At 34.7% G+C, this 21,470-nt stretch carries 23 protein-coding genes; 17 read left to right on the top strand and 6 right to left on the bottom strand.

Translation table 11 applies throughout. From position 1 onward, the window contains the following. Nucleotides 1-212: 212 nt before the first annotated feature. Nucleotides 213-1,079 carry a LysR family transcriptional regulator gene (locus ACUN28_RS00480; protein ID WP_016089622.1) on the bottom strand — a complete coding sequence of 289 codons (867 nt, stop codon included), beginning with the start codon at nucleotides 1,077-1,079 and terminating at the stop codon, nucleotides 213-215. Between the two features lie 128 nt (nucleotides 1,080-1,207). Between ACUN28_RS00480 and ACUN28_RS00475 the strand changes: the two genes are divergently transcribed. Together ACUN28_RS00475 and ACUN28_RS00470 are read left to right on the top strand one after the other, a co-directional pair. After that, nucleotides 1,208-2,176, top strand: a complete 969-nt coding sequence (locus tag ACUN28_RS00475; RefSeq protein ID WP_033659609.1) for a DMT family transporter — start codon at nucleotides 1,208-1,210, stop codon at nucleotides 2,174-2,176. A 21-nt stretch (nucleotides 2,177-2,197) separates the two neighbouring features. After that, on the top strand, nucleotides 2,198-2,338 hold the full coding sequence (locus ACUN28_RS00470) for a YrzO family protein (RefSeq protein WP_000894068.1): 141 nt from the start codon (nucleotides 2,198-2,200) through the stop codon (nucleotides 2,336-2,338). Between the two features lie 32 nt (nucleotides 2,339-2,370). On the opposite strand, the gene ACUN28_RS00465 is transcribed toward ACUN28_RS00470, so the two are convergent. Next, nucleotides 2,371-2,493 (bottom strand): DUF3948 family protein, encoded by a 123-nt coding sequence (locus tag ACUN28_RS00465; protein WP_080118131.1) that lies wholly within the window; start codon nucleotides 2,491-2,493, stop codon nucleotides 2,371-2,373. A gap of 336 nt (nucleotides 2,494-2,829) precedes the next feature. Here ACUN28_RS00465 and ACUN28_RS00460 point away from each other — a divergent pair, with 336 nt between their 5' ends. Then, nucleotides 2,830-3,435 (top strand): lysophospholipid acyltransferase family protein, encoded by a 606-nt coding sequence (locus tag ACUN28_RS00460; protein ID WP_016089620.1) that lies wholly within the window; start codon nucleotides 2,830-2,832, stop codon nucleotides 3,433-3,435. A gap of 73 nt (nucleotides 3,436-3,508) precedes the next feature. Here the strand turns inward: ACUN28_RS00460 and ACUN28_RS00455 are convergent, their stop codons facing one another. Continuing rightward, nucleotides 3,509-3,604, bottom strand: a complete 96-nt coding sequence (locus ACUN28_RS00455) for a DUF3948 family protein (protein ID WP_080118129.1) — start codon at nucleotides 3,602-3,604, stop codon at nucleotides 3,509-3,511. A gap of 305 nt (nucleotides 3,605-3,909) precedes the next feature. Here ACUN28_RS00455 and ACUN28_RS00450 point away from each other — a divergent pair, with 305 nt between their 5' ends. The 6 genes from ACUN28_RS00450 (at nucleotide 3,910) to ACUN28_RS00425 (ending at nucleotide 9,923) form a co-directional block, all read left to right on the top strand. Then, the gene (locus tag ACUN28_RS00450) at nucleotides 3,910-4,887 is read left to right on the top strand and encodes a LacI family DNA-binding transcriptional regulator (protein ID WP_016089618.1); all 978 of its coding nucleotides are present in this window, start codon (nucleotides 3,910-3,912) and stop codon (nucleotides 4,885-4,887) included. A gap of 147 nt (nucleotides 4,888-5,034) precedes the next feature. Continuing rightward, entirely contained in the window at nucleotides 5,035-5,364 is a 330-nt protein-coding gene (locus ACUN28_RS00445) for a PH domain-containing protein (RefSeq protein WP_016089617.1), read from the top strand. Nucleotides 5,365-5,482: 118 nt separating this feature from the next. Beyond that, on the top strand, nucleotides 5,483-6,319 hold the full coding sequence (locus tag ACUN28_RS00440) for a YitT family protein (protein WP_016089616.1): 837 nt from the start codon (nucleotides 5,483-5,485) through the stop codon (nucleotides 6,317-6,319). 138 nt (nucleotides 6,320-6,457) lie between these two features. Then, a complete protein-coding gene (locus ACUN28_RS00435; protein WP_016133457.1) occupies nucleotides 6,458-6,814 on the top strand; it encodes a YxeA family protein in 357 nt (118 codons plus the stop codon). A 743-nt stretch (nucleotides 6,815-7,557) separates the two neighbouring features. Beyond that, entirely contained in the window at nucleotides 7,558-8,322 is a 765-nt protein-coding gene (locus ACUN28_RS00430) for a TatD family hydrolase (protein ID WP_016089614.1), read from the top strand. Between the two features lie 95 nt (nucleotides 8,323-8,417). Further along, nucleotides 8,418-9,923 carry a DL-endopeptidase inhibitor IseA family protein gene (locus ACUN28_RS00425; RefSeq protein WP_016089613.1) on the top strand — a complete coding sequence of 502 codons (1,506 nt, stop codon included), beginning with the start codon at nucleotides 8,418-8,420 and terminating at the stop codon, nucleotides 9,921-9,923. A 35-nt stretch (nucleotides 9,924-9,958) separates the two neighbouring features. Here ACUN28_RS00425 and ACUN28_RS00420 read toward each other — a convergent pair whose 3' ends face one another. After that, nucleotides 9,959-11,608, bottom strand: a complete 1,650-nt coding sequence (locus tag ACUN28_RS00420; protein WP_016089612.1) for a DUF2334 domain-containing protein — start codon at nucleotides 11,606-11,608, stop codon at nucleotides 9,959-9,961. Nucleotides 11,609-11,858: 250 nt separating this feature from the next. Here ACUN28_RS00420 and ACUN28_RS00415 point away from each other — a divergent pair, with 250 nt between their 5' ends. Further along, complete coding sequence (locus ACUN28_RS00415; protein ID WP_000713257.1) at nucleotides 11,859-12,392, top strand: transglycosylase SLT domain-containing protein; 534 nt, start codon at nucleotides 11,859-11,861, stop codon at nucleotides 12,390-12,392. Nucleotides 12,393-12,403: 11 nt separating this feature from the next. Here ACUN28_RS00415 and ACUN28_RS00410 read toward each other — a convergent pair whose 3' ends face one another. Continuing rightward, the gene (locus tag ACUN28_RS00410; protein ID WP_033659610.1) at nucleotides 12,404-13,198 is read right to left on the bottom strand and encodes a DUF4931 domain-containing protein; all 795 of its coding nucleotides are present in this window, start codon (nucleotides 13,196-13,198) and stop codon (nucleotides 12,404-12,406) included. 135 nt (nucleotides 13,199-13,333) lie between these two features. Next, nucleotides 13,334-13,462 (bottom strand): hypothetical protein, encoded by a 129-nt coding sequence (locus tag ACUN28_RS00405; RefSeq protein ID WP_002006681.1) that lies wholly within the window; start codon nucleotides 13,460-13,462, stop codon nucleotides 13,334-13,336. Between the two features lie 421 nt (nucleotides 13,463-13,883). Here ACUN28_RS00405 and ACUN28_RS00400 point away from each other — a divergent pair, with 421 nt between their 5' ends. The 7 genes from ACUN28_RS00400 (at nucleotide 13,884) to ACUN28_RS00370 (ending at nucleotide 21,459) form a co-directional block, all read left to right on the top strand. Next, a complete protein-coding gene (locus ACUN28_RS00400) occupies nucleotides 13,884-14,018 on the top strand; it encodes an RAxF-45 family protein (RefSeq protein WP_046956655.1) in 135 nt (44 codons plus the stop codon). A gap of 124 nt (nucleotides 14,019-14,142) precedes the next feature. Further along, nucleotides 14,143-16,023 carry a ribosomal protection-like ABC-F family protein gene (gene abc-f / locus ACUN28_RS00395; RefSeq protein ID WP_016089610.1) on the top strand — a complete coding sequence of 627 codons (1,881 nt, stop codon included), beginning with the start codon at nucleotides 14,143-14,145 and terminating at the stop codon, nucleotides 16,021-16,023. 149 nt (nucleotides 16,024-16,172) lie between these two features. Beyond that, on the top strand, nucleotides 16,173-17,366 hold the full coding sequence (locus tag ACUN28_RS00390; RefSeq protein WP_016089609.1) for a sensor histidine kinase: 1,194 nt from the start codon (nucleotides 16,173-16,175) through the stop codon (nucleotides 17,364-17,366). Then, nucleotides 17,363-18,019 (top strand): response regulator, encoded by a 657-nt coding sequence (locus tag ACUN28_RS00385; RefSeq protein WP_016089608.1) that lies wholly within the window; start codon nucleotides 17,363-17,365, stop codon nucleotides 18,017-18,019. The genes ACUN28_RS00390 and ACUN28_RS00385 overlap by 4 nt, the downstream gene beginning before the upstream one ends. 138 nt (nucleotides 18,020-18,157) lie before the next feature. Continuing rightward, on the top strand, nucleotides 18,158-19,090 hold the full coding sequence (locus ACUN28_RS00380) for an ABC transporter ATP-binding protein (protein WP_016089607.1): 933 nt from the start codon (nucleotides 18,158-18,160) through the stop codon (nucleotides 19,088-19,090). A gap of 15 nt (nucleotides 19,091-19,105) precedes the next feature. Beyond that, nucleotides 19,106-20,302 (top strand): ABC transporter permease, encoded by a 1,197-nt coding sequence (locus ACUN28_RS00375; protein ID WP_016089606.1) that lies wholly within the window; start codon nucleotides 19,106-19,108, stop codon nucleotides 20,300-20,302. An 11-nt stretch (nucleotides 20,303-20,313) separates the two neighbouring features. Beyond that, nucleotides 20,314-21,459, top strand: coding sequence for an ABC transporter permease (locus ACUN28_RS00370; RefSeq protein ID WP_016089605.1), 1,146 nt, complete (start codon nucleotides 20,314-20,316; stop codon nucleotides 21,457-21,459). Nucleotides 21,460-21,470 lie beyond the last annotated feature (11 nt).

The following is a 21,470-nucleotide window of genomic DNA, read 5'->3' as shown; positions in this document are numbered from 1 at the left end:
GCATCGACAAGTGCGGATAGCACCATGCCCATTGTATTTAAAAATTTGTTTGATTTCATTTTGTTCATCATGCGTATCCGCTCCTTTTCGAATTGTTGTTGCCCTGCTTTATGTCTTAATTATAGGAAATATGATCGGTTACAACTATCGAATTAGCTTACGGAAGGCTTACACTTTTGTAAGAAAAAAAGACATTCGCGTAAGAATGTCCTTTAAAGCATGTTGATATGATGATGCTCTTCAATTGTTTTTAAAAAGCTGCGCATTGAATTCGTCATATAGCTATCTTTACGACGTATGAAAACCGTTGAAATACTACCATATTTTTCAGGGATTGCATGACAATGCACTTTACCTGCTTTAGAAAGATGATGGACAGCAGACTGGGGTACGAGTGTAATCCCAAGGCCGAGTGCAACACTGTTTAATATTGTCTCTAATATATTAAATTCCATAATTCTTTTTGGTAGCAAACCTTCGTCTTTCAGCCATCGTTCTAGTTTGGAACGGTATCCACATCCTTGGTTAAAAACGAGTAGGGGTGTTGTTGTAAATTCTTCTATATGAAAAGCTTTATTCTGTGTTATAAGCATTAATTTTTCTGTACTAACATCGTATTGTTCGATTAGTGGATGTTTAATAGGACCTGATATAAAGGCACCATCTAATTGATGATCAAGTACTTGTCTAATTAATTCTTCTGTTAGACCCGCTTGTAATGATAAATCGACGTTCGGATAGCTTTTATAGTAAGAAGATAAAATGGTAGGTAATGTACTTACTGTTTCGACAGTACCGATTTTTAATATGCCAGAGGGTGTTTCACTATCTAAAAATACTTGTTTTAGCTCATCAACATCTTGCAAAATTTTATTAACATAAACGAGCATTTTTCTTCCTTCAGCTGTTAAAGTCATGCCTCTTTTATGACGATAAAAGAGCGGTGTTTTCAGCTCGTTTTCCAGTTGTTTAATACGTGCAGTTACATTTGATTGTACGTAGTTTAATTCCTTTGCTGCACCGGTTACACTACCGCGGTCGGCAACGCTTTGGAAGATTTGTAAGTCTCTTAATTCCATAGTATGATCCTCCTTGATGTTAACTATCATTATAAGTGATAGTTAACATCATTTTGAATCATTTTACGTGATATATTTTTTCTTTTACAATTCTCTTTGTGCAAATAGAAAGAAGCGGGGGAATTGTGTTGAGAAAAGGTCAAATGATAATAGGGGCTTTAGCATGTTTAATTGCAAGTATGTCATGGGGGGCAATGTTTCCGGTTGCTGATCATGCGCTAGAATACATAGATCCATTTTATTTTTCGCTCATTCGCTATGGAGCGGTGGCGATCGTACTTATTGTATTGTTGTTAATGAAAGAAGGAAAACAGGCATTTCGTTTAGAGGGAAGAGGAAAGTTACTCGTCTTTTTCGGAACGATGGCGTTTACTGTATATAATGTACTTATATTTTTAGGTCAAATGTTAATGGGGAAATCAGGCGTGATGGTAGCTTCTATTATGGAAGCACTTATGCCGATGATTTCTATTTGTATTCTATGGGGATATAAGCATGTAAAACCGAAAAAGTATATGATAACGAGCATGATTATCGCTTTTGTAGGAGCTGTATTCGTTATTACGAAAGGTGATGTGAGTTTCTTTTTAACATTGAAAGATAACATGTTTTCACTGGCCTTTATATTTGTTGGTGTTGTAGGTTGGGTTATTTATACGATGGGTGGTCAAACGTGTAGCGATTGGTCAACATTACGTTATTCTACGTTGACGTGTGTATTCGGTACGACTGTCACAGGGATTATAACTGTAATTATTACATCGCTTGGATACGTATCGGTTCCGAGTGTGGGAACGATTTCTATTGTGAAATATGATTTATTGTTTATGATGACATTACCAGGTATCGTAGCGTTACTCGCTTGGAACTATGGTGTGAAAATTTTATCATCTATTAATGGGATTTTATTTATTAACTTTGTACCGATTACGACTTTAATGATTATGATGATGCAAGGATATCAAATAACGATGTTTGATATTGTAGGAACTTTACTTGTTATTGCGGCACTTATTCGCAATAACGTTTGTCAGAGAAAAGAAGAAAATATAAATAAGAAGATTTTACAAGAAGAGCAATTACGCCAAGCTGTTTAATAGGCAATTGGAGGATTTCACATGTTAGAAAGTTTATTGTTTTTCTTCGCCGTCGGAGTTGCCTGCGAGCTTGCAGCAATTAACCGAAATGGTCGTAAAAAGATAAAACAACAAGCTGAGATGATACAGCTTTTAAAAGAATTGAAAGAAAGAAAAATGTAAAAAGACGACCGGGCATAGACGGTCGTCTTTTTCTATATAAAGGGGAAAGGGGACACAAAGTTATCAAGCGTAGCAGCGTAAATAAAAGCAGTAAGAAGAAGAGAGCCGCTAGCTAATCCTAAAAAATCTAATTTGTTAAAAGTGATGTTATTCATGATACATTCTCCTTACTTGTTTAATGTAGAAGCAACAGATTTTGCATCGATTAGAGCGGAAAATACCATGCCCATTGTATTTAAAAAATTATTCGTTTTCATCGTGTTCATCATATTGATCCGCTCCTTTTCGAATAGTTGTTGTTTCTTTCTGACTTAATTGTATGAAATATTTTGGGAAGTAACTATCGAATTAGCTTACAAGAAAATTACACTTTTGTAAGAATTGAAATGTAACAATTAATACTTAAAATTATTACCAACTCCTAAAACTTAGTGTTATAATCGTTGTAAGAGAATGATTATAATTCGGATATTCAGAAAGGAACGAAACAAATGTATAAACCAATTACATTTTTGTTGAAATATATATTTAAAACAGCTGGGAAAGTAGAAGTGCAAGGAAGAGAAAAGTTACCAGAAGGTGGCCCATATGTTGTTGCATGTACACATACAAGTTTTATGGATGTATTAATGTTAGCTACAGGGATGTACCCGACCCAAATTCATTACATGGCAAAAAAAGAGTTATTTGAAGGGAAGTTCAAAAATTGGTTCTTTAAAAATGTGAATGCATTCCCTGTAGATCGTGCGAATCCAGGACCGAGTACACTTAAAATTCCATCACGCCTATTAAAAGAAGGAAAAGTAGTAGGGATTTTTCCGAGTGGGACGAGATCAACAGAAGACGTTTCATTAAAAGCTGGAGCTGTTACGATTGCGCTGCGTTCTAACGTTCCGTTAGTACCGGCAGCTTATATTGGTCCATCAAGTGTAAAAGAATTGATAAAAGGGAAAAAAGCGCAATTAGTTTTTGGTGATCCAATTCAAATTGATGCCGGAGAACAAATAGATCGAAAAACAGCTATGAAAATGATGACAGATCAATTAAATGAGAAGTTTGAGGAGCTAAAGGAAACTTTGCAATCACATCAAAAGTAAGAAAAGACGACCGGGCATAGACGGTCGTCTTTTCTATTACTATTTATAATAAAGGGGAAAGGGGACACAAAATTTATACAAGCGTAGCGGCGTAAATAAAAGCAGTAAGAAGAATCGAGCCACTAGCTAATCCTACAAAATCTAATTTGTTAAAAGTGATGTTATTCATCATGCATTCTCCTTACTTGTTTAATGTAGAAGCAACAGCTTTTGCATCGATAAGAGCGGAAAATACCATGCCCATTGTATTGAAGAAATTGTTTATTTTCATTGTGTTCATCATATGAATCCGCTCCTTTTCGAGTAATTGTTGCCCTGTTTCTGACTTAATTGTATGAAATATTGCGGAGAGTCACTATCGAATTAGCTTACAGGAAAATTACACTTTTGTAAGAAAAACGAATGAAGTTGTAATGATAAGAAGATTTGACATATGTTGATGGGATTCATTAAGTTAAAAGTAGAGGTGAGTGTATGGCTAATATTAAAGATATCGCAAAGATGGCGGGAGTTTCAGTTACGACTGTTTCGAGAGTATTGAATGATCATCCGTACGTAAGTGAAGAGAAAAGGAAAGCGGTTATAGAGATAGTTGAGAAGTTGAATTACTCACAAAACGCAAATGCTGTTCATTTATCAAAAGGGAAAACGAATATCGTTGGTGTGATTTTACCGTATATTAATCATCCATGTTTTGATGCGATGGTGGGCGGGATGATGGAGGTGGCGTTAGCTCATAATTACAGAGTGCTACTTTGCCAAACGAATTATAATGAAAAAGAAGAAATGAAAAGTTTACATATGTTAAAAACAAAACAATTGGATGGTCTGATTATTTGTTCTCGTGCGAATGAATGGGAAACGATAGAGCCGTATGCTTCCTATGGGACGATTGTTGCTTGTGAAGATAATGATATTTCAAATATCTCAAGTGTATATACGAACCATTCGGCAGCTTTTCAATTAGGAATGGATTATTTAATTGGGAAAGGTTATAAAAAAATTGGTTATTGTACGGGAAGGAAATTAGGACCGAGTAGTCAAAAGCGTTTTGATGTTTATAAACAACGATTGCAATCTATAGATGAAGAAGTGAATGAAGAGTGGATTTTCACAGAATGTTTTACATTAGAAGATGGTGTGAAAGTGGCTCATAAATTAAAGGGGATGCAGGATCTTCCCGAAGCATTAATAGTAGCAGGAGATGAAGTTGCGATTGGAGTTATGACAGAAGCTGAAAAATTAGGTATTCAAGTTCCTGAGGATTTAGCGATTATTGGCTTTGATAATCAACCTATTTCGCAAGTATTGCAACTTACAACCATTGATCAAAATTTAAAGGAGATAGGTAAAAAGGCTTTTGAAATGTTTTATAGGAAAATAAGTGATGAAAGTTCTAAACAAGAAAAGTTGGAAATTCCATACGAACTTGTGGAACGCTCTACAGTTTAATTTTAATCCGTTATGTGTACATCACATAACGGATTATTTTTTTGAAATATCTTTGACAGGAAACGCGTTTCATACTTTATAAAGAAGTTAAACCGGTTTGTAACAATCCATGGATTCTTTTCAAGAATAATATTTGGAGGGATATGCATGAATGAACTTTTATTAAGTATGAAAAAGTATATAGAGGATGACGAAAAGATTTTAGCCTTTGTAGTAGGGGTCTTTGAGAAGGATAATTTTATGTTATGTTATCAACATGGAATTTTTGTTGCCACTACTAGACGTCTCCTGTTTTACGGGAAATTTCCGTACTATCCTTCAACATTTAAAGAGTACTCATATTTGCATATAGATAGCATAGATTTTCATCCGTACTTTGAGTTTACTTGTAATCATGAAACGGTTAGAGCTAAGCATATTCAGAAAGGGAATGTGGAGCGATTTGTCCGTACAGTGAGAATGAATATGAATAATTAACCACCCCTTTGTTTAAACATAATATCTCGATTTTTAAGAGGTAAAATGCGGAATAAAAACCACTTCTAAACCTCTAGGAGATAGTGATACAATGTCAAATGGGGGGAGGGTATGAACTATGGTTAATCAACGTATAAAGGAAATAACACTAATTACAATTGGTTCATTATTATTCGCAATTGGTATTAATTACTTTGCAATTCCAAACCGTTTATCGGAAGGTGGAATTATTGGTTTAACGGTTGTTACGTACTACTTATTTGATTGGTCACCAGGGATTGTGAACTTTGCTATAAATGCAATTTTACTAGCTATTGGTTATAAGTTTTTTGATAAAAAAACGATGGTTTATACAATTTTAGGGATTGTAGAAACATCCTTGTTTTTATATGTTACAGAACATATTGAGTATCATGTAAATAGTGATACGCTATTAGCAGCTTTATTTGCTGGTTTGTTTGTAGGTATCGGATTAGGCTGTATGTTCAAAGCTGGAGGTACATCAGGAGGATCGGCAATTTTAGCACGGTTAGCAAATCAATATTTAGGGTGGAGCGTTGGTAAAGGTGTACTTATTATTGATATCGTTGTAATTGCTGGTTCTGTATTTATAATAGGACAAGAAAAAGCGATGTACACACTTGTTGCAGTATTCATCGGAGCCAAAGTGATTGATTTCATTGTAGAAGGAATGGATACAAAAACGGCTGTCACAATCATTTCAAATCAACCAGACTTAATACGTGAGGCTATTACGAAAAACATGACACGCGGTGTCACTGTATTAGAAGGACGCGGCGGATATACTGGTAAAAATAAAGAAGTTTTATATGTTGTTATTAATAAACAAGAGCTTGTTAAGTTAAAGCAAGTTATTAGCCGAGTAGATGAAGATGCTTTCGTTGTTATTCACGATGTACGTGATGTGCTTGGTGGTGGTTTTAAAGCGAGCTAAAAGGTGAACGAGTAAATTCGTTCACCTTTTTTTATTCTTACAAAAATGTAAGTGTAATGTAATGAGATTCAATAGTAGATTTTATTCCTTCTTTTTAAAATGGATGTATATATATCCTGCAGAGGAGGAATGTTTAGTATGAAGAAAAAAATGATCACTACTATAATAGCGATGCTAGTGATAGTAGTAATGTTACTGCCTACGAAACTTGGACCATTTATCGATAAATATAATCCGCTTTATAAGACGAAAGAATACTATACGGTTGTGAATACAATTGGTCAGCATGTTGGTGATGAGTGGTATGAATATGAATTTATTGCGTTTGACGAACGTGGAAGAGAACAAAAAATAAAGAAGACTGTTAAGCATATGTTAAAGAGAGATGAAGCATTAAAGGTGTACGCAAAAGGACGCTACGGTGAGTCAATTGAAGAAATTGAAGCTGTAAATATTCCTATTAATGCGAAGAGTAAACTTTTAGCGATGAGATAGCGAAATATACCCCTACCTATTTTTTGTCGAAAACAAAAATACAAGGTAGGGGTATTTTGAGATGCGTAAAAAACCTTAATCCATATGGACTAAGGCTTTTTTTATTATATAAAGGGGAAGGGGGTACATTGTAGTAGCATGAGTGAAAGGTATAAGAAGAGTAGCTACTAGCAATGTAATTTGGTTATGTGAGTGTTCTTCTTATTTGGCTTACTTTCTAACTTTATTGTACGAGATGTAGGCAAGGGAAACTATCGAATTACATTACACATAGCTTACAAACATGTAAGTCTTCTGTAATGTAATTCGATAGTTAAAAGATAGTGAATTTCATATAGTGTAATTAGAAAGTCGCACTGTATTACTTTCTGTTTGTAATGTTAATGAAGAATGAAAAACCAACTACTTTTTAATAGCCCTCATCTGTATGTAGATGGGGCTCTTTTTATAAACCTTACAACATTGTAAGGTTTACGTAAGTTAATTCGATAGTAAATTTGTCATATTTTTTGCATAATAGATACAAATAGATAAAATAATTAGGGATATAGTAAGAAGGGAGAAAACTGGGATGCGTAAAGAAGAAGTAGTGAAGTTTCCAATTAAAGATTTCTGTAGCTACTTTACTGTTGCCGTAGTATGTATTGGATTATTTGATATCATAACAAACTTAATTGTTAAATAATATAGATGACAAAACAAGAAGGGAGATCCTTTCTTGTTTTTTTTATGGGGGAATAAAAATGAAATGGATTGATAGTCATATACATGTTGATCAATATAAGGATGAAGAAAAAAGTAGATTACTTAAAGATGTGGAAAATAGTAAAGAGATAAAGGGGCTTATTGCGGTATCTATGAATTATCAATCATGTAAAGAAACTTTATCTTTAGCAAAGCGATATCCTTTTGTGCATCCAGCAATAGGTTTTCATCCGGAGCAACCGATTCATAAAGAAGACTGTGAGCAAATGTATAAATTAATTGAAGATCATGTAGAGGACATAGTTGCGATTGGTGAAGTGGGATTACCATATTATTTAAGGCAAGAAGAGAAAGATATTACTCTAGAGCCATATATAGCGGTATTGAAAAGGTTTATAGAGTTAGCGAGGAAGTACGATTTGCCGATTGTTTTGCACGCTGTTTATGAAGATGCTGATATCGTATGTGATTTACTAGAGGAACATAAAGTTTCGCGTGCACACTTTCATTGGTTTAAGGGAAGTGAAACAACAATGAAACGGATGATGAGGAACGGTTATTATATTTCTATCACACCAGATGTTTTACATAAGGAGAAGATTAGAAAAATTGTTTCGTATTATCCACTTGAATATATGATGGTAGAAACAGATGGACCGTGGGAATTTCAAGAGGATGTTATGACGCATCCGAGGATGATTCGAGAGGTATTAAAGGAAATTAGTGTTATAAAAAACATATCTGTTGATAGGGTTACGAAAACGATATATGAAAATACGATTCAATTTTACTTAAAAGGATAGGAGAGTTACTCTTATCCTTTTTATTATGGATATTTTTTCTAATATTTTCTATAATTTATGATGTGTTTAATTTGATGAAGGAAGTAGGGGGAAAAATGGGGAAAGCATATAAAAAAATAGCTATTACAATGATGGTCGGTGCACTTTCACTTGCAGCATTTGGGTGTGAAGCAGAAACAAAGGCTATAAATCCAAACGCAAAACAAGAAAATAAGGAAGAAAAAATTGATCCAGTAGTTGAAAAACAGATGAAAGAAAATGAGAAGAATGGGAATACGGTTGGAAACAGTTCTAATGAAGGGAAAATGGCAGAAAGTAACGGCTGGATTTACTATGCGGTGAATGGTGATAAAAATACAGGAGGCATTTATCGTACGAAAGATCAATTTCAAACAGCAGAGCCTGTAGTAAAAGGCGTAAATGCTTCTTACATAAATATAAAAGATAAATCTTTATATTTTATTCATACGGATAAAGATAAGAATGCAGGATTATCTTATTTAATGAAGTATGATATATCTAGCAAAAAGCTAGACACGTTAAAAGATGATACAAATTATGTTTATATAAAAGACCAAACTTTATTTTATCCGAAAAAATATTCTGAGCATGGTGGCTTTGATATTGTAGGGATTGTAAAAATGGATTTGAAAACGGGACAGGAAGAAGAAGCGGCATTTAAAAACTCTGGTTGGTCTCGAACGATAGACGATAGTATTCTACATTGGAATAAAAATCGTGGAACGCAAGTGACAAAGGATAATAAAACTTGGTCAAAAGAAAATTATGCAACAATATCTAGTGCTACGTATAATAATGAAAAATTATATGCTGTTGTCGACTTCTCGTTACCTTTTGAAACAAATGAAGCTGAGCATGGCATATATGAAATAGACATTCAACAAAATAATGAAAAGCTATTGGTAAAGGATGCCTTGCAGATGAATGTGAAAGGGGATACTTTTTATTATTTAAAAAAGGACGGAGTATATAAGAAGAAAATGAATGGTGGAAATGAAAAAGTGATTTATAATAAAGCGGTTGAACCAACGAAATCCTATTTATATTTTGTAGCAGGAGATATGTATCTCTATACGGATAACGGGACTATTTTGAATCTAGATACAAAGAAATCAAATGAAGCACAAGATAAGAAGTTAGCAGATGACGGTATGTTACAGAAAGTATGGAATGCACAGAAGGAACTTACTAATATTCAAATGGCTGCACTAACAGGAAACCCAAAACGAGTAGGGGATTTTTCGTACGGGGAATTAGTGAATCCTATTTATAATACGAGGGATACTTTAGAGACTACGCTATCTACGTACTTCTCAAAATCATTTATAGCAGAGTATATGAAGAGTAAGTATATTAAAGAGTTAAATGGAAAAATGCACTATGCTATTGGAGATCCAGGGTCAAAAGCAGCGACTAAATTTACAAAAATTATTTCTACCGATTTGAAGGATGGGAAAATAAAAGCGCAGGTAGAAACGTATAATGACTATGATAATGTAACGGAAAAAGTAGAAGTTGAATTTGTTTATGAAAATAATCAATGGGTTATTAATAACATGCCACGTTTTGGTTTAAGTTAAAAAAACCACCAAGCATTCTACTTGGTGGTTTTGTATTATGACTCTAATTTTTTCGCGCGTCTTAATAGGAAAAGAAAGACAATGACGAAGAAACCAAGTATAAGGAAGAACCCATATTGTTTTATATAATCCATTACGTCATCTGCGCTTGTTGGTTTTTCAACATGAATGCCATCTTTGTTAGTGGTAATATGAATATTTTTCATTTTCACTTCATTTGTTTCTTTTTGTAAATCAATCCATTCTATATTTGGAATACTTTCTAGATCCTTTAATACTTCTTTTAATGGTTTCACACCTAAGTAAGGATGATAGAATGCACCAATAACGCCATCGGATAATTTAGCAACAGATACAGCACGTTCCTTCATCTTTGCAATAGCATGTGGCTTATCTTCTTCGATAAAGCCGACTGTTTCAGGCATTAATTTCATTCCGTGTAAAAATGATGGGGTACTTGTATAAAATGGTGAGTGCATGGATTTCCAAGTTGTATCACTTAACTGTAGTTGTCCTACATAAGTTGAAAAGTACCTTGATAATATTTCGTATCCTTTTTGAGACATCGTGTAATGAGGTGCTTCAAATGCGACAGGATATAGTTTGGCATCTACAAGTTCTTGAATGCCTTTTTCAATATGATCAGTCGTATATTTTTCTTCAAACTCTTCTCCTTTTTTTACGTATGCATTATATGCCTCTATATTAGGAAAGTCATCTTTTGTTTTTGATTTTTCATGCTTCGGTTGACGAATTGGTTGATCTGTTTTTACGTCCCAAAATTCAAAACCTTCACCAGTTTCACTATCATAAAATTGGTGAGTATAACCATGCATAATAATTGCTGCACCATCATCTTGCATAGAGCGTAAAAGATCGACTAGCTCAGGTTTATCTTTTAAATGTATGGTCTTTCCTGTATCCGGATCTTTATATACCGGTATGACTGTAATCATATAAGGGATCTTTTTCTCTTTTAGTAATTCAGCAATTTCTTTTAATTGATTTGTATCTGCGGCTGGATGAACGTCCTCAAGACGTAAATAAGCTTCTACTTTATTTGTCGTCGATTTTTGTCCAAAGTAAGAAAATAACATTTCACCGACGTAATGAGACATCCAGTCAAAGAGATTTGGCGTTGCAACGTAATAAGATGTTTCATGGTGAACGATAAGTGGGTTCTTGCTATTTGAGCTTACAGCGTTAGCAAGAACAGTTCCGTTTGTATCAAAGGATTGAATCAACCGTTCCTCTTCTAAAGTGTTTTTTAGTTTATGGCTTGGATATTCGATTTTATTAACTCGTATCTCATTATCCTTTAGAGTAATGAAAGAAAAGCGATTAGATAATTGTTCAACATTTTGTCCTAGAACTAATACTGGGCCTGAGAAATTTTCTATCAGTTGTTTTGCTTCAGCAGGAAACTCTTCCTTTTGTTCACCGATATAGACAATATGTGTATAAGAAGATGAATTAGTAATTTCATTAGCTTGTTTTAAACTTTTCGTAGTTATATCGTTTGTAAAATGGCCTAATTGAGTATTAAGTATTTGAATATTATTTGTAATTTTATCGTCTTTTGTACTATATAAAACAAGTACTTTTGGTTTTGGTGACGTTTGTGCAGAGGTGTGGATAGGCATAAGAAGTAAAATGCTGAACAAGAGTATTATGCACTTTTTCATTTGGTTTGCTCCTATTCTATATGTAGAGTTCAATTTACAATTATATACAAAAAATACGTTGTGGTCTATGAAAGTTACATTTTTGCACGTATTTACCAGCTGTTTTTTCACAAAATCGGTCTAAAGCATGATGATAATATGTATAGTTATTTGCTATGATAAAAGGGTAAGAGAATGATAGAATGTTGGTAATTGTAAAGGGAAGAAGGCTGAAAGGGGACAAATTTCAGCGGAGAAAGAGGTAGAGGTAGTGAAGAAATTCTTTGTAGGATTTTTAGTTGTTCTTGGGGTGTACTTATATTTCCAAGGAAAGTCTGAAGGAATGGGCAAGTTAATGAATGAGACAAGCTATGTTGACTCAGAAGAAGCAAAACAGATGAAACAAATTATTATAGAGGAAGCAAAGAAAGTCAATCTTCCAGAATGGATACCTCTTACAATTGCCGAACATGAAAGCCGGTTAAATCCAAGAAGTGTTGGAGATAATGGAACTTCATTCGGATTGTTTCAATTGCATCGCGGGGGTGGACTTGCACCAGAGCATTTAACTGATGAAGAGTTGAAAGATCCACGTACAAATGCGCAAATTGCAATGCCGCATTTAATGAAAGGATATAAGCGCGGGGTGCAAAAAGGTTTGACTGATTTTGCATTACTAAAATATATAGCAAATACATCTGGATGGCCGGGAAATTTAGGACCAGAGTGGACGGATAATAACATGAAGTATAACGTCGGGTTAGAGGACGTGTACTATCGAAATAAAGGTGTAATCAAAGAGTAGGTTTTCTATACCTACTCTGTTTTTTTGTGAATAATTGTATCTTTTTCGCTCGTGAAGTACTGCGCGAGTTGTATTTTCACGTCTTCTAGTTTTGTGGAAACTTGCGGTATTTTATATCCTACATACAATGGTGAAACGACAAACCTAGGAACAACTTTACAAATGATTTTTCCGTCTAAGTAATAGAAGAATAAGTTATAACTACTACATCCTTTATGGAAATCTGTCAGTATGTAACGTACAGTTTGTTGAATATAATTTGCTAGTTCATCTATGCATTCAACATCTTCAATGATGATATTAAATTCAGTAAAACCGATAATAGGACGATCTGAAATATTGAGTTCAATGTGTTCGTTTTTTTGCACAATTACTCCTTGGAAGTTTTCCTGTTCTACGTTATCGAGGTAGTCTACATATTTCATTCCAATAATCTGCATGTGTGCATGATGCAAACTTCCGCCTGAGAATGGACCATGATTTTTGTATAAAATCACAGATGTGAATTCTTCATTCTTCTGTAAGTCTAACCAATGTTGAATGGAGAAACGGATTAGCGATCTCATATGTTCTTCTGTATATGTCGCAATATGGTCTTCACAATTATCTGTTTCGATTAGCACCGTTTGAAATGTATCTTTTAATGTAGGAAATTTGTTTTTTAGCCAAATAATTGAGTCTTCAGTAGCTAAAATATCCGTTAAATTTTCTCTGTCACAAAAAGGACATGCAGCGCTTCTATTCCGGATGCTTTCTGGTTTTTGTTTGCCGATATCGTTTAAAAAGTATAGTTGTTGTGTATCCATTTGTATATGTGCCCCTTTAAAATATGTGTAAAAAATCCCGCTTAATACATTCGGGAAAAGGAGAAGGAAATCCTTTAAAGGGGATAGGAAAAATAAAAGACAAGATATCCTCATTAAGATAGGGTACCTTGTCTTTTATTTTTTCTTTAATAATGTGTATGGATAATATAGATCGTTTTTATTGTGCTTCTTTTTTCTATTTTTTATTGTGTATAAGGCAATTGCTGTACTTGCGATTACAATAATGGCTTTCTTCATATTCATTTACCCCTTTTTTATTGTTCGTTTAATTCTTGGCTAACTGCTTTTGCATCAACTAGAGCGTGTAAAATCATTTTTACCATGTTCATCATATTCCTTCACTCCTTTTTATAGTTCGTTTAGTTCTTTTACAACTGCTTGTCCGTTCACTAATACCTCAAAGATTGCTTTTACGATTTCTTTCATCATGATTGTTTTCCTCCTTTTGTTGTCTCTCTTGTTTACATCTTTATTGTATAGGGAGGCGCTTTTTCGTACTATCGCTTTCCATTACGTGAACATAACAGTGTTGTAAGATTTGATGTCACTTATTGAAATGTTTAGTCTATCTTCATTATTTTCAGAAAAATGACTATTCAAACATGAAATGGGGAAGTATAATAAAGAAGTAAGTATTAAATTCCGTACGAAAGAGGTGAATGAGATGAAACGTTCTTTAGCTGCACGTGCCAAATTTTTAGATTATATCTATTTTTGTCGTGCGATTTTTCATGATGTAGTTGTTAACGGGATACGTCTGTCCTTTTTTAACAATTGCATAGTAGCTATTGAACGATAGAAATCTCTTCACCCATTTTTAATAAACGTGTGAAAAGGGAGCTATTTGGCTTCCTTTTTCTATGCCGAAAACCATGGGGAATGTTTCTTTCCCATGGTTTTTTATATTGAAAGGAGTACGGAAAATGACAATTTGTAGTGTAAATAATGTAACGAAATCTTTTGGTGGAAACATCATATTTGAAAATATATCGCTTGAAATAAAGAATGGTGAACGTGTTGGATTAGTTGGTCGTAACGGTAGTGGGAAGACAACAATCTTTCAGCTTCTAACTGGAATGGAAAGTTTGGATGCAGGGGCCATTCATATGAAGAAAGGTACATGTATTGGTCATGTGGCACAAATTCCGAAATTTGATGAGGGTATGACTATATATGATGTATTGAGTTCCGCCTTTAAAACAGAAAAGGAATTAGAAAGAGAAATGCGTGCTTTAGAAAAACATATGGCAGAAGAACGGGAACCGTCTGCTTTACAAAGATTAATGGAGAGATACGGAGTAATCCAAGAAAAGTTTGCGTTTCTTGGTGGTTATGAAATAGAAGCGAATATGATGAAGGTAGCAAACGGTCTACAGGTGACAGAACTATTTCTCCGATCATTTTCCGAGTTAAGTGGTGGGGAACAAACAAAAGTAAGCCTTGCATACATGTTGTTGCAGAAACCAGATTTACTTCTATTAGATGAACCAACCAATCATTTAGATTTATTCGCCGTAGAATGGCTAGAGCAATTTTTAAAAGAATACAATGGAACGGTTATGGTCATTTCACATGATCGCTATTTCCTTGATGAAGTTGTAACGAAGATTTTTGATTTAGAAGATGGAGAGATTCACGTGTATCATACAAACTATTCTCAGTTTGTTGAGGAAAAGGAAGAACGGTTACTTCAGGAGTTTCAGGCTTATCAAGAACAGCAAAAGAAAATAAAGAAAATGAAAGAAGCAATTAAACGACTACGTGAATGGGCAAATCAGGCGAATCCTCCGAATGAAGGATTGCATAAGAGAGCGAGAAGTATGGAACGTGCACTGGAACGTATAGAGAAACTAAAGAAACCTATTTTAGAACGAAAACAAATGGGACTTCAGTTTGAAGGGAAAGAGAGAAGTGGGAAAGATGTTGTTGTAATGAAAGAAGTGAGTAAAGGATTTGCTGACCACCCTTTATTTAACGAAGCGAATTTACATGTTCGTTTTCAAGAGCGTGCGGCGATCGTTGGTCGTAATGGTACAGGAAAGACAACGCTACTAAAGTTATTATTAGAAGAAATAGAACCAGACGTTGGAGAGATCCGTATTGGTAGTAGTGTGAAAATTGGTTATTTATCACAACATGCGTACGGAAATATGAAGAGTAATGTATTAGAGGCTTTCAGGGAATATGTAGCTGTAACAGAGGGAGAAGCGAGACATATATTAGCTAAGTTTTTATTTTATGGTCCAGCGGTGTTTAAGAAAGTAACGCAACTGAGCGGTGGAGAAAAAATGAGGTTAAGACTTGCGCAACTTATGTATCAAGATATCAATTTTTTAATTTTAGATGAGCCGACAAACCATCTCGACATTGAATCAAGGGAAGTTTTAGAGGAAGCTCTTGAGCAATATAATGGAACGATTTTAGCTGTTTCACATGATCGTTATTTTTTGAATAAGTTATTTGAAAAGACGTATTGGATTGATGAGCATAAATTATTTGAGTTTGCAGGGAACTACGCATGGGCTCGTCAAAAGTGGGAAGAAAAGCTCGAGAAACAAGTAATAAAGCAGCAACGCCAAGGAAGAAAAAATATTGAAACAGCTCCTGTAAAAAAGAAAGAAGTTAGGAATGTTGAGGATATTGAAACGGAGTTAATGCATGTAGAAGAGGATATATATGCGCTTGAGTGTAAGATGGAGCATGTAGTTGATGTTGAAATGCTTGAACAATTGTATGAAGAAAAAACGAAGAAAGAGTTGTTGCGAGCGGAGTTATATAATGAGTTAGAGAATATTGTGGAGTAAAGAAATTAGAATGAAAGAGCAAGTTGTTTTTCTCATATTTTGAGGGAGGCTTGCTCTTTTTGTGTACGGAAAGATAAAAATTGGTATAATTTTCTTGTTGTTGCAATAAAGAGAAGAACTTTAAGTTATTAAAACGTGAGGAGAATGTTATGTTAGGATACGCACGGATTGCTACAATCGTTATGATTTGTTTTGTTTATGCAAACCATGTTTCACGTGAAACAGCACATTTGCAACTTTTTGTAGGTACAGCACTTTTTATTTATATTGTGAATCATATTTTGCTAGTAAAAGTAAGTGGAGGTAAAAAGCTTGTTTTTTATACACTATTAGCAAATGGGATAGTCACAGCTTTATTAGGTTTTTTATTTCCTGAGACATGTTTATATTTAATTATATTTGGAATTGATGCAGTAGGACTATTTATTCATGAATTTCGTAGAAGCATGACGTACTTTTTTATTACTTTTTTCTTTCTTTGTTGGCTTATTAATATACTACATGCATATCAACATACAGGTAGTTTAGAATTGGAGAGTAATGCCATTAATTTTATGTTCATCGTTTTTAGTGCTTTAGCTGGAAGCTTAATAAAAAAACTTACAGCTGCTCGGAAAATGGTAGATGAGCAATATGGAGAATTAGCATTATCTCATACAGCTTTAAAAGAAGCGCATGAACAATTACGTCTATATGCCAAAGAGGTAGAAGAATTGACAGCTGTTCGGGAGCGAAATGATATTGCCCGAGAAATTCATGATACTGTCGGTCATAATATGACAGCCTTACTTGTTCAATTACAACTGGCAGAGGCTTTGTGGAAACAAAAATCGGACGCTACGGAAGAGGTTTTACATACATGTCATGGGCTAGCCAGAAAATCACTTCAAGAGGTTAGAGCTTCTGTACATGCTTTAAAAGAAGAAGGTAAACTAGGGAACATAATAGAGAATATGCGTGAAATGTTACATGGATATTCTAAAGCGACGAAAGTACAAGTATCTTTTCAATTAGAAGGGGATCCGGTTGTGATTCCGTTGTCACTACAACCTACACTGCTCCGAGTTATGCAAGAGTCTTTAACAAATGCAAAGCGGCATGGGAAAGCGAGTTTATGTGAAGTGAGTTTAATTTGTTCGGCGAAACAAGTTAAACTATGTATTTTGGATAATGGCGTGGGAGTTAACGAGGTAAGCCCGGGTTTTGGTTTACTTAATATGAAAGAACGAGTAGAGGAACATGGTGGAACTATTCAATTTGAGAGTGAGATAGAAAAAGGCTTTCGGTTACAGATTGAATTTCCACTTCAGGAGAAAACGTGGATAATAGGGGGAACTGTATGATTCGGATTATGATTGTTGATGATCAATCGCTCATTCGTGATGGTTTAGCGATGTTATTAAATTTAAGTCCGGAACTCGATGTAGTGGGAACGGCTACGGATGGAGACGAAGTGATACAAAAGGTGAAAGAGCTACATCCTGAAATTATTTTGATGGATATTAGGATGCCTCGTATGAATGGTGTTGAAGGAACACGTTTAGTTAGAGAACAGTTCCCTCATATAAAGGTACTTATGCTGACGACTTTTAGTGATAGTGAGCTTATTTTTGAAGCATTGGAGCAAGGAGCGAGTGGTTATTTATTGAAAGATATGGAGGCAGATGCAATTGCTCAAGCAATTTTAACGGTGCATAGTGGAGGGGCTGTGCTTCCTCAGGATATAACAGCGCAAATCATAAAAGAATTAAAAAAGACAAAAGTAGCAGTAGAGTGCACCACACCAGAACAATTAGCGCAATTAACTGAGCGAGAAGTAGATGTTTTAAGAGAAATTGGACTTGGTTTAAATAATAAAGAGATTGCGGAAAAGCTATTTATTACAGAAGGGACTGTTAAGAATCATGTTTCTAATTTAATTAGTAAGTTAGAACTGAGAGATCGAACGCAAGCTGCCATATATGCAGTAAGGTATGGCATCACGATGTACACATGACTTTTGGCATATATAATTGTGAAAAAGCAGCAGAATTTGCTGCTTTTTTATTTTGTATTTCTATCTCAAGGGTGATGGAGAGAAGAAAAAAATTTTCTACAATGAAAGTGTAGATGAATGCAAAGGGGCTGAATCAGTATGTTAGTCATAGATCATATTACGAAATCATTTGGTAAGAAGGAAATCATAAAGAATGTGTCTTTTGAAGTGAAAAAAGGTGAAACATTTGGATTGCTTGGTCCAAATGGAGCGGGAAAATCAACGACAATATCAATGATTTGTGGATTAATTCCGTACGATAGTGGAGATATAAAAGTTGGTGGGAAATCTGTAAAAGAATATCCATTAGAAGCGAAAAAGAAAATTGGTATTGTTCCGCAAGACATTGCTTTGTATCCGACACTTTCAGCAAAGGAAAATTTGATTTTTTGGGGAAAGATGTACGGTTTAAATGGAAAAGTTGCAAAAGAGAGGGCAGAGGAAGTATTAGCCTACGTCGGTTTACAGGACCGCGGAAAAGATAAAATTGAAACATTTTCAGGTGGCATGAAAAGGCGTATTAATATTGGTGCAGCACTTATGCACGAACCAGAGTTATTAATTATGGATGAACCGACAGTCGGGATTGATCCACAATCGAGAAATCATATCTTAGAAACTGTTAAGAAATTAAATGAAAAAGGTATGACGGTTATTTATACGAGTCATTACATGGAAGAAGTAGAGTATTTATGTGAACGAATTGCAATTGTTGATCACGGAAAGGTAATTGCATTAGGAACGAAAAGGGAGCTATGTAATCGCCTGGCAGATGGGTTTATAGTGAGATTGCAATTAAATCGTTATAGTACGGAATTGCTACAAAAGTTGAAATCACTATCTGTTGTTGAACGGATTATTTTTGATGAAGATAATAGCACGATTGATATTGGACTAAATGGTGGCGAGTCTATTGGTACAGTTGTGTCAGTAGTTGTTGAGAACAACGCTCAAATTTTAAAGCTTGAAGTACAAGAACCAAATTTAGAGGCACTCTTTTTACAATTAACAGGACGTTCACTTCGTGATTAAGGAGGTTAGTGTGGGATGAAAAGTTTTATTATTGCATGGAAGGATTTAAAAATACGTTTAATTGATCGGCGCGGATTTATGATGATGTTAATTATGCCGCTTTTATTAACAGCGATTTTAGGTTCAGCGTTAAGTAATATATTTGATAATGGTGGACTACCGAAAACAGTGATTGGCTATTATCAAGTGGGAACTGATGAGTTGGCAGATGTCTTTCAAAAAGACGTATTGCAATCTAAAGAAATAAAAGATGATGTGAAAGTAAAGATAGTTCATTCTCAGGAAGAGCTTGAAGATATGTTAAAGGAAAAGAAAATCGATGTGGGAATCGTCATCCCAAATAAATGGAGCGAACAAGTACAAGATGGAAAATTAAAAGAACCAAAGGTGCTTATAGACCCATCAAAAAATATACAAGCGAAAATTGCTGAATCAATGATCCGATCCTTTTCAGAACGTGTTCAAACAGTCGCAGTATCTACTAAAAGTGTTGTAACAGAATTAGTGAAATCTCAGCAGGGTGATGTAGCACAAGTTGCAAAAGAGGTAAGTGGAAGTTTACAGGCGATAGCAACTACAAATGCGGATAACATTAAAAGAGGGACGATAGGTAAAAAAACAGTTGCAGCGATGCAATATTATGCAGCAGCGATGTTAGTCATGTTTTTACTATATAACATAACAGTAGGTGCAAAGTCAGTTGTAACAGAGCAACGAACTGAAACGTTGGCGCGTTTGTTCAGTACACCGACGAGCTCATTTTCAATTTTATTTGGAAAGTTTTTAGGTACATTACTATTTGCTTGTATACAATTTGGAATATTTATAGCTGCTACGCACTTTATGTTTCATGTGGAATGGGGAGAAGATGTGTCTCAAATAGTAGTATTGGGAATTTCGTATGCAATTTGTGTTTCTGGTTTATCTATGTTAATTGCGGCTTTTATCCATGAGGAAAAAACGGCAGATGTAATGGGAGGAATCGGTATTCAAATACTCGCTATATTAGGGGGATCAATGTTACCGATTTACGTATTCCCTGATACACTTCAAACCATTGCAAATGTTACTCCGAATAAATGGGCACTTACAAGCTTCTTAAATATTATGTCGGGAACATCTTGGGATGTGCTACTCCCTGTTATTTTTAGTTTATGTAGTGCAGGAATTGTCTCCGTTATGGTTGGAACATTACGTTTACGTACGAGATAGGAGGGGAAATGATGAAGAAGGTTTGGGCGCTTTGTTGGTTAGAGCTAAAACAAATTTTAATAAAGCCACAAAGTTATATACTCATGTTTGGAATGCCTATTATTTTTACACTCATTTTTGGAGGACTTTTAGGTGGAAGTGGGAATGAGAAAGTAAATGTTAGCTTAGTAGATGAAGATGGTTCTGTACTATCTAGCAAATATTATGAGGAAATAAAGAAAAGTGACTTAATTTCTATAGAGAAGGTAACGTATCAGGAAGGAAAACAGAAGGTTGAAAATAAAAAATCATCGGGTATAGTTATCATTCCGAAAGACTTTCAAAAGAGTATGCTAGATAGGAAGATAGAAAATATTCAGTTTCAGGCCAGTGCTGATTTTACTGGTGGAACTTCTGTAGAGCAAGTATTGACAAGCACATTAAAAAAAATGGAGATAGAAGTTAGTGCAGCAAGAGATTTTGAGAAGAAAAGTAACACTTCGTGGGAAACGATGTATAAAGAAACCTATACAAAAGTAGAACCTGTTTCGATTCAAAAAGAGTCAATTTCACATGATGATCAAAAGTTAAATAACGTTACAGGACGAGCGGCAGGCTTTTCCATTCTATTCGTTATGATTGTTATGTTAAGTGCGACGGGGACTATTTTAAAAGCTAGGCAACTTGGTGTTTGGTCTCGTTTATTAGAAGCGCCAGTTTCAAAAGTTCAAATACTGGCGGGATATATCCTTTCCTTCTTTTTAATAGGGTGGATTCAATTTGGTGTTTTAATGATATTAACGCATTCCTTATTTGATGTGCAGTGGGGAAATTTATTAGGAGTTATTACCCTCACCTCGGCGTTATTACTAGCTGTCATTGGTCTAGCCTTATTATTAGCAAGCATCGTAAAAACAACAGAACAGCAGTCCGCGCTAGGGAATATCGTTGTGATTTCAACATGCATGATTGGTGGTCTTTATTGGCCAATTGAAATTGAACCAGCATGGATGCAAACAGTAGCAAACTTTGTTCCGCAAACTTGGGCAATGCGTGGATTTACGGAGTTGATTGTAAGAGGAGGTGCATTAGCAGATATAGGAAGCTATATTGGTATACTCATTTTATTTGCAGGAGTATTTTTCGTGATTGGTTTAACAAGAATACGTTACGATTGAAAAAAGCAGAG

This window comes from Bacillus sp. WC2507, from assembly GCF_052656125.1.
This window is presented reverse-complemented; position numbering and strand designations above follow the sequence as displayed.